This window comes from Curtobacterium herbarum (assembly GCF_016907335.1).
In the GTDB taxonomy this organism is placed as follows: Bacteria; Actinomycetota; Actinomycetes; order Actinomycetales; family Microbacteriaceae; genus Curtobacterium; species Curtobacterium herbarum.
Window position 1 is genome coordinate 2,889,580 of the sequence record NZ_JAFBBT010000001.1, and the last position, 12,343, is coordinate 2,901,922.

10 protein-coding genes are annotated in these 12,343 nt (G+C 71.5%); 6 read left to right on the forward strand and 4 right to left on the reverse strand.

Going from position 1 to position 12,343, the window contains the following annotated elements; genetic code table 11:
* Positions 1 to 66 precede the first annotated feature (66 nt).
* Both JOD51_RS13745 and JOD51_RS13750 read right to left on the reverse strand, forming a co-directional pair.
* Positions 67 to 1,572 (reverse strand): catalase, encoded by a 1,506-nt coding sequence (locus tag JOD51_RS13745; protein ID WP_204609436.1) that lies wholly within the window; start codon positions 1,570 to 1,572, stop codon positions 67 to 69.
* Between the two features lie 30 nt (positions 1,573 to 1,602).
* On the reverse strand, positions 1,603 to 2,070 hold the full coding sequence (locus JOD51_RS13750) for a Fur family transcriptional regulator (RefSeq protein ID WP_204609438.1): 468 nt from the start codon (positions 2,068 to 2,070) through the stop codon (positions 1,603 to 1,605).
* Positions 2,071 to 2,232: 162 nt separating this feature from the next.
* On the opposite strand from JOD51_RS13750, the gene JOD51_RS13755 reads away from it, so the two are divergent.
* A complete protein-coding gene (locus tag JOD51_RS13755; RefSeq protein WP_204609440.1) occupies positions 2,233 to 3,537 on the forward strand; it encodes an acyltransferase family protein in 1,305 nt (434 codons plus the stop codon).
* Positions 3,538 to 3,673: 136 nt separating this feature from the next.
* Positions 3,674 to 4,495, forward strand: coding sequence for a cytochrome c oxidase assembly protein (locus JOD51_RS13760; protein ID WP_204609442.1), 822 nt, complete (start codon positions 3,674 to 3,676; stop codon positions 4,493 to 4,495).
* Positions 4,496 to 5,470: 975 nt separating this feature from the next.
* On the opposite strand, the gene JOD51_RS13765 is transcribed toward JOD51_RS13760, so the two are convergent.
* The gene (locus tag JOD51_RS13765) at positions 5,471 to 7,090 is read right to left on the reverse strand and encodes a DHA2 family efflux MFS transporter permease subunit (protein ID WP_204611241.1); all 1,620 of its coding nucleotides are present in this window, start codon (positions 7,088 to 7,090) and stop codon (positions 5,471 to 5,473) included.
* 23 nt (positions 7,091 to 7,113) lie between these two features.
* Positions 7,114 to 7,722 (reverse strand): PadR family transcriptional regulator, encoded by a 609-nt coding sequence (locus tag JOD51_RS13770; RefSeq protein ID WP_259557475.1) that lies wholly within the window; start codon positions 7,720 to 7,722, stop codon positions 7,114 to 7,116.
* Positions 7,723 to 7,898: 176 nt separating this feature from the next.
* On the opposite strand from JOD51_RS13770, the gene purS reads away from it, so the two are divergent.
* Genes purS through JOD51_RS13790 form a run of 4 tightly spaced genes read left to right on the forward strand, consistent with a single transcriptional unit; the run spans position 7,899 to position 12,214 of the window.
* Positions 7,899 to 8,147 carry a phosphoribosylformylglycinamidine synthase subunit PurS gene (gene purS, locus JOD51_RS13775; RefSeq protein ID WP_110823495.1) on the forward strand — a complete coding sequence of 83 codons (249 nt, stop codon included), beginning with the start codon at positions 7,899 to 7,901 and terminating at the stop codon, positions 8,145 to 8,147.
* 2 nt (positions 8,148 to 8,149) lie between these two features.
* A complete protein-coding gene (gene purQ, locus JOD51_RS13780; RefSeq protein ID WP_111074887.1) occupies positions 8,150 to 8,845 on the forward strand; it encodes a phosphoribosylformylglycinamidine synthase subunit PurQ in 696 nt (231 codons plus the stop codon).
* 47 nt (positions 8,846 to 8,892) lie between these two features.
* Positions 8,893 to 11,274, forward strand: a complete 2,382-nt coding sequence (purL, locus tag JOD51_RS13785) for a phosphoribosylformylglycinamidine synthase subunit PurL (RefSeq protein WP_259557470.1) — start codon at positions 8,893 to 8,895, stop codon at positions 11,272 to 11,274.
* A 4-nt stretch (positions 11,275 to 11,278) separates the two neighbouring features.
* Positions 11,279 to 12,214 carry an NAD(P)-dependent oxidoreductase gene (locus JOD51_RS13790; protein WP_204609448.1) on the forward strand — a complete coding sequence of 312 codons (936 nt, stop codon included), beginning with the start codon at positions 11,279 to 11,281 and terminating at the stop codon, positions 12,212 to 12,214.
* The last annotated feature ends 129 nt before the right edge of the window (positions 12,215 to 12,343 follow it).

The following is a 12,343-nucleotide window of genomic DNA, read 5'->3' on the forward strand; positions in this document are numbered from 1 at the left end:
GGACCACAGACGGGAGGCGCGGTGCGAGTCGAACTCGCACCGCGCCTCCCGTCTTCGTCCGGCTTGCTACGCCTCGACGGCGACCTTCTGCGGGTCCTCGTTCGAGCCCGGCGCGCTCGGCGCGACGGCCGCGCGCACGCGGGCGCCGAGGTCAGGGTCGACGCTGGTCCAGTAGGCGAAGACGCGCTCGCGCAGGTCGTCGCGCGTCACCTTGGAGACGTGCCCGGCGATGTTGCCGACCAGACGCTCACGTGCGGCGTCGTCGAGGACCTCGCGGTAGAGCGTGCCCGCCTGGCCGAAGTCGTCGTCCTCCGGGTGCAGGGTGGCGGCGGAGCGCTGCAGCGTACCGTCGGACTCCCAGCCGGGGGCGTCGTCGGTCGCGTCCGGGTCGGCGTGGGCACCGCCGAGCGAGTTCGGCGCGTACACGGGGACTTCCGACTTCTGGAAGTCGAAGCGCATCCCGCCGTCCTTCGAGTACGAGTGCACCTCGTTCTTCGGGGCGTTGACGGGCAGCTGCGCGTGGTTCGTGCCGACGCGGTAGCGGTGGGCGTCCGCGTAGCTGAAGATGCGTGCCAGGAGCATCTTGTCGGGGCTGGCCGCGATGCCGGGCACGAAGTTCGACGGGGCGAAGGTCGCCTGCTCGATCTGCGCGAAGTAGTTCTCCGGATTGCGGTTGAGCTCCATCGTGCCGACCTCGATCAGGGGGTAGTCCGCGTGCGGCCACACCTTCGTCAGGTCGAACGGGTTGAAGCGGTACTCGGCGGCCTCGTCGTAGGGCATGACCTGCACCTTGAGGGTCCAGCGCGGGAAGTCCTGGCGCTCGATGGCCTCGTGGAGGTCGCGGATGTGGAAGTCCGCGTCCTCGCCGGCGATGCGGTCGGCGTCCTCCTGCGTCAGGGTCTTGTGCCCCTGCTCGGTGCTGAAGTGGTACTTCACCCAGAAGCGCTCGCCCTCGGCGTTGACCCACTGGTAGGTGTGCGAACCGAAGCCGTCCATGTTCCGCCAGCTGGCCGGCAGACCGCGGTCACCCATGAGCCACGTGACCTGGTGCGCCGACTCGGGCGACAGGGTCCAGAAGTCCCACTGCATGTCGTGGTCGCGCAGGTGCGAGCCCGGCAGGCGCTTCTGCGAGCGGATGAAGTCGGGGAACTTGATGCCGTCGCGGATGAAGAACACCGGGGTGTTGTTGCCGACCAGGTCGTAGTTGCCCTCGGACGTGTAGAACTTCAGCGCGAAGCCGCGGGGGTCACGCCAGGTGTCGGGCGAGCCCTGCTCACCGGCGACGCTCGAGAAGCGGGCGAGCATCTCGGTGGTCTGGCCGGGCTGGAGGAACGCGGCACGGGTGTACTGCGAGACGTCGTGCGTGACGGTGAAGGTACCGAACGCACCGCCGCCCTTGGCGTGGACGACACGCTCCGGGATGCGCTCGCGGTTGAACTGCGCGAGCTTCTCGACCAGGTAGTGGTCGTGCAGGGCGAGGGGGCCGTCGGCCCCGACTCCCATGGAGTGCTGGTCGCTGGAGACCGGGGCACCGCTGTTGGTCGTGGTGGTGGGCGTGTTCTGGTCGGACACGGTTCCTCCTCAGGTGGAACGTAGGTGCGGTCAGGATGGCTCGGGTCGGTTCGCAGCGACGGCGTCGGAGTCGACGCCGCTCTGCTCGGCTGCCGCGCACTGCTCGCAGATCCCCCAGTAGGTGACCTCTGCGGTGGTGACGGCGAAGCCGTGGGTCTCGGACGGCGTCAGGCACGGCGCGTGGCCGACGGCACAGTCCACGTCACCGATCGCGCCGCACATGGTGCAGACGATGTGGTGGTGGTTGTCGCCCGTCCGCCGTTCGTAACGGGCGGGGCTGCCGGCCGGTTCGATGCGGCGCACGAGTCCGGCGCCGGTCAGTGCACCGAGGACGCCGTAGACCGCCTGGTGACTGGTCGTCGGGAGTTCGGCGGCGAGCGCCGTGACCAGGTCGTCGGCGGTGGTGTGCGGGCGGGTCTCGATGGCCCGGAGGGCGGCGAGGCGCGGCGCGGTGACGCGCAGACCGGCTCCGCGGAGCAGTTCGGTGTCGTCGACCATGCGGAGCCCTTCTCTTGCAGGATTCAAGACAACGCCCACTGTACACGGCGGAGGCGGTCCTGCGGGCGACACATGCGCCTCCCGGAATGCAATGTGTCACGATCCTGTCGCGATCGGCTGGAACCGGCCTGGGAGGGGTGGAACGACCGGTAGCGTCCTGCCATGTCCATGCAGCAGGCCGACGCGTCGGCGAACACCGCTCAGGACGTCCGGGGGGCCATCGCGCAGCGGGACCTGGTCGTCGACCTCATCCGGACGGCCTGCGTCGTCCTCGTCGTCATCGTGCACGTCACGATGGTCGGCGTCGGCTCGGACGCCTCCGGGCTCCGGGTGACGAGCCCGCTGCAGGAACTGCCCTGGTACGTGGCGGCGACCTGGATCGGCCAGGTCATGCCCCTCTTCTTCGTCGTCGGCGGCTTCGCGAGCGCGGTCGGTTGGCGCAGCACCGTCACACGCGGCGGTGGGGCGCGGGACTACGTCGCAACCCGGCTCGTGCGGCTGTACCGGCCGGCGGTACCCCTGTTCGCGGTGCTCGCGGTCGGGCTCGGCATCGCGACCGTCCTCGGTACACCGGCGGACCTGCTGAGCGAGTTGGCGTTCGGGATCGGGTCGCCGCTCTGGTTCCTCGCCGCGTACGGCATCACGCAGTGCTGCGTGCCGCTGATGGCACGGCTGCACGCCACCGCTCCGTGGCGCACCCTGGCGGTGCTGCTCCTGCTGGCCACGGTGGTCGACGCGGTCCGGCTCGGCACCGGGGTCGCCGAGGTCGGGCTGCTCAACCTCGGCCCGGTGTGGCTGTTCGCGCAGCAGCTCGGCTTCCTCTGGGCCGACGGCTGGTTCGCCCGACGCTCGAAGCTCCTGCTGGCGGGCATCGCGGCCGTCGCCTACGCCGTCCTCGTGCCGATCACCTCGGTCGGGCTCTGGGCGCCGGACATGCTGCAGGACCTCAACCCGCCGATGCTGCCGCTGGCCCTGCTCGCGGTCGGGCAGGCCTGCCTGGTCCAGCTCGTGCACGCACCCCTGACCCGGCTGATGCAGACCCGCCCCGCCCAGGCCGTCGTGTTCCTGCTCGGCCGCGACGGCATGACGATCTACCTGTGGCACCTGCCGCTCTTCATCCTGCTCAACGGGATCGGACTGCTCGTCGGGTTGCCGTTCCCCGACCCGGGCTCGCGGACCTGGTGGGCCACGCGCGTGATCGCCGTGGTCGTGCTGCTCGCGGCGACCCTCGGAGTCGCCCGGGCCGTGCGCCGCTTCGACCGGCCGCTCCCCCGCCTCGTCCCCGGTGCCGACCGGCCGGCGTGGCCCGTCCTCGCGGTCGCGGCGCTCTGCACGATCGGCCCGGCGTTCGCGGTGATGCAGCTGCACCTCTCGTTCCCGCTCGCGCTCCTCGGCGCGGTCGCGATCCCGGTCGGGACGTGGCTGCTGAGCAAGACCGTCGCGGCGCCGGGCGTGCGGACCATGTAGGGATCCTCATCTGCCGGAGCCGGGTGGCGCCTCCCGGCGGGAGGAAGATGTCTCCCGCAGCGCGACCACCGGGAGGCACCCCACGCCGTCACCCTCCGAGTTCTGGAGCACCTGGCACGTCGACCCCCTGGCGGCGGTGCTCCTGGTCGTCGCCGCCGTCGCGTACGGCGCCGGCCTGGTCGCCGCGCACCGACGCGGCGCCCGCTGGCCGTGGTGGCGGACGCTGGCGTTCGTCGCCGCGCTCACCCTGTTCGCCGTCGTGCAGTTCGGGATCGTCGGCCAGTACGACCGGCAGCTGCGGTGGGCCTTCGTCCTGCGGATCGCCGTCCTCTTCTTCGCGGTCCCCACCTTCGCCGCGCTGTCCGGCCCGTTCGCATTGCTGCGGACGGGAGGCCCGACCCGCCTCGCCGGGACCGCCGACGCCGTCCTGCGGTCGCGCCCGGCACGGTTCCTCGGCAACGCGATCGTCTCGCCCCTGGTGGCCCTCGCGCTGTTCTGCGTGATGCTCACCCCGCTGGCAGCCGTGCTCCGGCAGTCCGTGGTCAGCAGCGTGGGGATCACGGTGCTGGTGCCCGTCCTCGGCTTCGGGTTGCTCGCGCCGCTGTCCGAGGTCGGGGTGCTCCGCTCCTCCGCCTTCGCCACCGCGGAGTTCCTGTTGGCGTTCGTGGAGCTCGTGCTCGACGCGGTGCCGGCGGTCGTGATGCGCGTCAGCGACCACGTGCTGGACGGGGTCGGGAGGGTGCCGTTGCACGTGCCGTGGGCCCCCTCGCCGCTGCTGGACCAGCACCTGGCGGGCGACCTGCTGTGGTTCATCGCGGAGGTGGCGGACGTCCCCGTGCTCATCGCCCTGTTCATCCGGTGGCAGCGGTCCGACCGCCGCGAGGCCCGCGAGGTCGACGAGCTGACGGACGAGCAGATGGACGCGCTGACGCGGGAGCACTTGCAGCGTCGGCCCTGAGCGGGCGCGCTGGCGCGGCGGGCGGGCGGACGGGCGCGGCGGGCGGGCGCGGTGCGCTGGCTGGAGGTCCGGCCGCCCGGCGCGAGCGGGCGAAACACCAGGGTCGGAGCGCCTCGGGCCTCGCAGATCTGCCCGTTCGATCCGCGCCGAGCGTCCGCCGCACGCGAGCGGGCGGAACACCGGGGCCGGAGCACCTCGGGCCGCGCAGATCTGCCCGTTCGATCCGCGCCGAGCGTCCGCCGCACGCGAGCGGGCGGAACACCAGGGCCGGACGAGCGCACGGACCGCACATCCGCCCGCTCGCCGGTGCGCGTCAGCTCGCCGGCCGCCCCGCCGCCGAGCGGGCGGAACACCAGGGCTTTGCCCGGTCTGGAGGCGTGCTTCCGCCCGCCCGCCGATGCGCGCCCGTCACGGCACCGCCGCCCCGGACAGCGAGCGAGCGGGCGGAGTCCCCCGCCCCCCGCCCGGCCTGGACGCACGTTTCCGCCCACTCGCCGACGACCGCCCGTCAGGGCACCGCCTCCCCGACCCGCGAGCGGGCGGAAGACCCGGGTGGCGTCAGCACAGCGGACGCGAAACCGCCCGCTCGACGCGGGGCGGGCCTCCCGGCCTGGCCCGGCCTGGCGGGGAAGTGCGCGCGACGCGGCGAGCGGGTGGAATCCCCCGGCCCGGGCGACCCGGGAGGCACGTTCCCGCCCGCTCGCCGCCCTGCGCCCGCCTCGGCGACGGCTCGCGGGCCGCGCATCCCGCGAGCGGGCGGAAGACCCTGGTGCGGCGGACGCCAGCGGCGCACTTCCGCCCGCTCGGCAACCACGCCGGCCGACCAGGACCGCCAGGCACCCGGAACCGTCAGACTCCCGGACACCCAGACACCGGGACGCCCAGACGCCTCGGGACCGCCAGGGCACCCGGACACGACGGAGCCCCGGCCCCTCCTGCGAGGGACCGGGGCTCCGGTGGTGAACGACGCTCGGGCTACGCCTCCACGTGCTTGCCCGTGTGCTGACCGGCAGCGAGCTCGTCCGCGGCGGTCGCGGGTGCGGCGGCCGAGGCGTGGGCACCGACGTGCTCCCGCTCACCGTCTGCGTGCGCGGAGTCGGCGGACCCGTCGGGCTGCGTGGCGACCGAATCGGTCTGCTTCCACGCGACGGTCTGCTTCGGCTTCGCCAGGAACAGCGCCGCCACGATCGCCGCGATGAGCACGACGGCCGGCAGGACGAGCGACTGCCCCATCGCCCGCGAGAACGGCTCGAGCAGGAACCCGGGCAGCGACCCGGTCTGCTCGGCACCCGCGCCGGAACCGCCGGACTGCTGCGGGAACTCGGCGGTGATGCGGGCCTCCATCAGGGCGGCGATGCCGGCGGAACCGAGCACCGCACCGATCTGACGGGTGGTGTTGTAGACGCCCGAGCCGGCGCCGGCGAGACGCGGCGGCAGGTTGCGCGTGGCGGAGACGGACAGCGGTCCCCACATGCAGGCGTTCGCCAGGCCGAGCAGGGCGCTCGGCAGGAGCACCCAGCCCCAGTCGGCGTTCGCCGCGATCAGCGCACCGAACCAGAACAGGCCACCCGAGAAGCAGGCGAGGCCGAAGGACGCGACCCAGCGCGGGTTCCAGACGTTGAGCTTCTTGCCGACGAACGGTGCGAGGCCTGCCGAGATGACCGCCTGCGGCACGAGCAGCAGGGCGGCCTGGGTGGGCGAGAAGCGCAGGACGTCCTGCGCCCAGAGCATGATCGGCAGCGCGAAGGAGGAGATGGCGACGCCGACCGCGGTGATCGCGATGTTCGCCAGGGTGAAGTTGCGGTCCTTGAACAGGCCGAGGGGCAGCAGCGGCTCGCCCTTCTGCACGCCCTGCCAGACGACGAACGCGACGAGCACGACGATGCCGGCGATGATCAGCGACCAGACCGAGATCGGGCCGGTGATGGTGCCCCAGTCGTAGGTCTCGCCCTCCTGGATGCCGAAGACGAGCAGGAACAGCCCGACGGCGGAGAGCACGATGCCGAGGGTGTCGAAGCGGTGGCGGTGGCGCTCGAACGACGGCACGAACTTCTGCGCGAGGACGAACGCGACGACGCCGACGGGGACGTTGACGAAGAAGATCCACTCCCAGCCGAAGCCGTCGACGAGCAGGCCGCCGACGATCGGGCCGACGAGGGAGGCCACACCGGCCACTGCACCCCAGAGGCCCATGGCCGCGCCACGGTTCTGCGGCGGGAAGATGCGGGTGATGACGGACATCGTCTGCGGGGTCATCATCGCGGCGCCGAGGCCCTGCACGACGCGGGCGAGGATGAGCATCTCGATCGAGCCGGCGAGACCGCACCACAGGCTGGCGAGGGTGAAGACGACGAGCCCGACCTGGTAGAGCACCTTCGGGCCGAAGCGGTCACCGAGGCGGCCGGTGATGAGCAGCGGGACGGCGTACGCCAGCAGGTAGGCGCTGGTCACCCAGATGACGGCGTTGATGTCGGCGTCGAGCGCCGTGGCGATGGTCGGGGTCGCGACCGAGACGATCGTCGAGTCGACGAGGATCATGAAGAAGCCGACGACGAGTGCCCAGAGCGCTGGCCACGGCTTCTTGCCGTGCTCCAGGTCGGCGGCGGTTGATGCGGATGTCATCGAGTGGTGTCCTTGCTGTTCTGTGTGGGTTCTGCGGGGACGGCCGGGCCGTCCCAAGGGATGTCGCCGCGCTCGACGCGGTCGGCGATGGCGGTCAGCCACTCGAGTTGCGCGGTGAGCATTGCACGGACGTACGACACGTCGAGCCAGTACCGTTCGGCCAGCCCCTTGGCCTGGAGGCCCGTGGCTGCGTCGTCGTACCCGTCGCGTTGGGCGCGCAGTGCGGCGATGCGCGCCCGGAAGGCGGCCGCCACGTCCTCGACGGGCAGGTTGTCGACGTGGGACACCGCCAGTCGGAACTGTGGGTACTCGTCGGCGGGTTCGGCGACCATGTGGCGGAGGCCCGCCTCGAGCGCCGCGCGTCCGGCTTCCGTGATCGAGTAGGTGGTCCGTTCGGGTCGGTTGCCCGCACGGTCGGTGCCGACGACCTCGGCGTACCCGAGGTCCGCGAGCCGCCCGACCTGGTGGTAGAGCGTGCTGGGTCGGACCTTGACGTTCCGGTCCTCACGGCGGTGGAGCATCGTCTGGAACATCTCGTAGGGGTGCATCGGCGACTCGGCGAGCAGGCCGAGCGCCGCGAACGCGAGCGGCGTCAGGTCGGTCACGTGGTCTCCGGGGGTTCGGTCGCGAGTCGGTGTCCGGTCGCGAGCGGGTGTTCGATGCCGATTGTTCGACATCGAATAGTACGTCGCCGATGATCTGTCCACAACCGCTTCGTCGCCCCTCGCGCGCCACCTAGACTGGTGCCGTCCCCACCCGACCCCTGTGCTGGAGTGAACACGTGCCAACGATCGTCGTCGAGGTCATGCCGAAGGCCGAGATCCTCGACCCCCAGGGCAAGGCGGTGGGCAACGCCCTCGCCCGCCTCGGCAAGAACGACCTGACCAACGTCCGCATCGGCAAGCGATTCGAGGTGTCGGTCGACGGCCCCGTCGACGACGCAAAGCTCGCCGAGGTCCGCGAGATCGCGGTCGACGTCTTCTCGAACGCCGTCATCGAGGACGTCGTCTCCGTGAGCGTCGTCGAGTGACGATGCGCATCGGGGTCATCACCTTCCCCGGGTCGCTCGACGACCGCGACGCGCAGCGCGCGGTGCGTCTCGCCGGGGCGGAGCCGGTGGCGCTCTGGCACGGCGACCACGACCTCCAGGGTGTCGACGCGATCGTCCTGCCGGGCGGGTTCTCGTACGGGGACTACCTCCGTGCCGGTGCCATCGCCGCCAAGGCCCCGATCATGGCCGAGGTCATCGACGTCGCCGGCAAGGGCATGCCCGTGCTCGGCATCTGCAACGGCTTCCAGATGCTCGCCGAGGCCCGTCTGGTCCCCGGCGCGCACACGCGGAACGCGCACCAGCAGTTCATCCGCCGCGACCAGGTGCTCCGCGTCGAGAACGCCGACACCGCCTGGACCTCCGGCTTCGACGCGCAGCAGGAGATCACCATCCCGCTGAAGAACGCCGACGGCCGGTTCGTCGCCGACGCGGACGAGATCAAGCGCATCGAGGACAACGGCCAGGTCGTCTTCCGCTACGTCGGCGTCAACCCGAACGGGTCGATCGACGACATCGCCGGCGTCTCGAACGAGCGCGGCAACGTCGTCGGCCTGATGCCGCACCCCGAGCACGCCACGGAGCCCGGGTTCGGCCCGGACACCCGCGCGGCCATGGCCTCGGGCACCGACGGCCTCACCTTCTTCACCTCCGTGATCGAGCGCGCGCTCGTCAAGTGACCGCGACTCCTTCGCCCGCGAATCCAGTGACAGGGAACGACAACACCGTGACCACGCCCGTCCGCCCGAAGCCCGACACCGTCCAGGACGCCGCCGAGACGCCCGACAAGGAACAGCCCTACGCGGCACTCGGGCTGAAGGCCGACGAGTACGCGAAGATCCGCGAGATCCTCGGTCGCCGCCCCACCTCGGGTGAGCTCGCCATGTACTCGGTCATGTGGTCCGAGCACTGCTCCTACAAGTCGAGCAAGAACTACCTCCGGCAGTTCGGCAAGAAGGTCACGCCGGAGATGACCAAGAACCTGATGGTCGGCATGGGCGAGAACGCCGGTGTCGTCGACGTCGGTGACGGCTGGGCGGTGACCTTCAAGGTCGAGTCGCACAACCACCCCTCCTACGTCGAGCCCTACCAGGGTGCGGCCACCGGTGTCGGCGGCATCGTCCGCGACATCATCTCGATGGGCGCACGCCCGGTCGCGGTGATGGACCAGCTGCGCTTCGGCGCGATCGACCACGAGGACACCGCACGCGTCGTGCACGGGGTCGTCGGCGGCATCTCGTTCTACGGCAACTGCCTGGGCCTGCCGAACATCGGCGGCGAGACCTACTTCGACCCGGTGTACCAGGGCAACCCGCTGGTCAACGCCCTGGCGGTCGGCGTCCTGCGCCACGAGGACCTGCACCTGGCCAACGCGTCCGGCGCGGGCAACAAGGTCGTGCTGTTCGGTGCCCGCACGGGTGGCGACGGCATCGGCGGCGCCTCGATCCTGGCGTCCGACACCTTCACCGAGGGCGGCCCGACCAAGCGTCCGGCGGTCCAGGTGGGCGACCCGTTCGCCGAGAAGGTCCTCATCGAGTGCTGCCTCGAGCTCTTCCAGAAGGAGCTCGTCGAGGGCATCCAGGACCTCGGCGCCGCGGGCATCTCCTGCGCGACGAGCGAGCTCGCGAGCAACGGCGACGGCGGGATGCACATCTCCCTCGACGACGTCCTGCTGCGCGACCCGTCGCTCACGGCAGAGGAGATCCTCATGTCGGAGAGCCAGGAGCGCATGATGGCGGTCGTCCGCCCCGACAAGCTCGACGCCTTCCTCGAGGTCGTCGGCAAGTGGGAGGTCGAGACCAGCGTGCTCGGCGAGGTCACCGGCACCGGTCGTCTCGTCATCGACTGGCAGGGCCAGGAGATCGTCAACGTCGACCCGCGCACCGTCGCCGTCGACGGCCCCGTGTACGACCGCCCGGTCGCCTACCCCACCTGGATCGACGCACTGCAGGCCGACGGCGCCGAGTCGCTCGACCGCCCGGAGACCGGTCCGGCCCTCAAGGCGCAGTTCCTGCAGCTGCTCGGGTCGCCGAACCTCTCCGACAAGCGCTGGGTCACGAACCAGTACGACACGTACGTGCTCGGCAACACCGCGCTGTCCTTCCCCGACGACGGCGGCATGATCCGCGTCGACGAGGAGACCGGCCTGGGGGTCGCGATCGCCACGGACGCCAACGGCCGCTACTGCCAGCTCGACCCGAAGCAGGGCGCCCGACTGGCCCTGGCCGAGGCGTACCGGAACGTCGCCGTCACCGGTGCCGTGCCCGCGGCGGTCACCGACTGCCTGAACTTCGGTTCGCCGGAGAACCCCGAGGTCATGTGGCAGTTCTCCGAGGCCGTCGAGGGCCTGGCGGACGGCTGCATGGAACTCGGCATCCCGGTGACCGGCGGCAACGTGTCGTTCTACAACCAGACCGGTGACACCCCGATCCACCCGACGCCCGTCGTCGGTGTCCTCGGCGTGATAGACGACGTCGCCAAGCGCATTCCCTCGGGGTGGCAGGACGACGGCCACAACATCTACCTGCTCGGCACCACGAGCCTGGAGCTCGACGGGTCGGCCTGGGCCGGCACCGTGCACGACCACCTCGGTGGGCGTCCGCCGATGGTCGACCTCGGCCGCGAGAAGGCCCTGGCGGAGCTCATCGCCGCCGCGGCCGACGAGCAGCTGCTGACGAGCGCACACGACCTGGCGGACGGCGGCCTCGGTCAGACCCTCGCCGAGTCGGTGCTCCGCTTCGGCCTCGGCGCCCGCGTCGTGCTCGACGAGCTCGAGTCCCGCGACGGTGTCGACACCGCGACCGCGCTGTTCTCCGAGTCGACGGGCCGCGTCATCGTGACCGTCCGGCGCGAGGACGACGTCCGTTTCCAGGGCCTCTGCACGGGCCGGGGCTACCCGGTGCTGCGGATCGGTGTGACCGACGCCGCGTCGGGCTCGCTCGAGGTCCAGGGTGCGTTCGAGGCGACGATCGACGAGCTCCGTGGTGCACACGGCGGGACCCTGCCGTCGTACTTCGGGGACGTCATCAAGGAGAACGTCACCGAGGGCTACGTCGGCCGCGGACCGCTGGACGACCACGGCTCCTTCTCGCCGCGCGCGGACTCCTGACCCGGTGCCGATCGTCACACTGCCCCTGCAGGAACTGGTCGACGGCTTCGGCCCGGTGCCGGACGGCATCGAGCTCGACGTCTGGGACGTCGAGGGTCCGTACGCCCGGGCCGACGAGGTCGCCATCGCGTTCCTGCCGTTCTACTTCGGTGGACGGCACCGGTGGCAGTTCGTGCACGACCTGCCGAACCTCGAGCTGCTGCAGCTGCCGAGCGCCGGGTACGAGTGGGCGACCCCGCACGTGCCCGGTCACGCCCGGCTGGCGAACGGCCGCGGCATCCACGACGACGAGACCGCCGAGCTGGCCGTCGGGTTGGCGCTGACCTCGCTCCGCGAGATCGCCGCGTTCCAGTTCGACCGCGCCGAACAGCGGTGGGACGCCCGCGAGACCCGGTCGCTGGCCGACCGCCGGGTGACCGTCGTCGGCTACGGTGCGATCGGTTCGGCCATCGCGACCCGCTTCGAGGCGTTCCGCACCGACGTCACCGTCGTCGCCCGGACGGCCCGTGACCAGGACGGTCGGCACGTGCACGCGTTCGGCGAGCTGCCGGAACTCGCACGCACCACGGACGTGCTCGTGCTCATCGCGCCGCTCACCGACGAGACCGAGGGGCTGGTCGACGCGGCCCTGCTCGCCGCACTGCCCGACGGCGCCCTCGTGGTGAACGTCGCCCGCGGCAAGGTCGTCGACACCGACGCCCTCGTGGCGGAACTGCGCTCGGGCCGGATCTCGGCGGCGCTCGACGTCACCGACCCGGAACCGCTGCCCGCCGACCACGCCCTCTGGACGACGCCGAACACCGTGCTCACCCCGCACGTCGGCGGCAACACGGACCTGAGCATCCCGCGGTCGCTCGACCTGATCCGCCGCCAGGTCGCCGCGCTGGCGGAGGGCCGGGCGTTCGAGAACGTCATCGACCTACCGGTGAACCAGGGCTGACCGCCGCTTCCGGACTGGCCGGTGCACCAGGACTGACCGCGGCAGCACGACTGACCGCGCAGCGCGCGAACCACGGCAGCCTCGGACCACGGCCGGCCCCACCCCGCTGCTGACCCGACACCCGGTCGG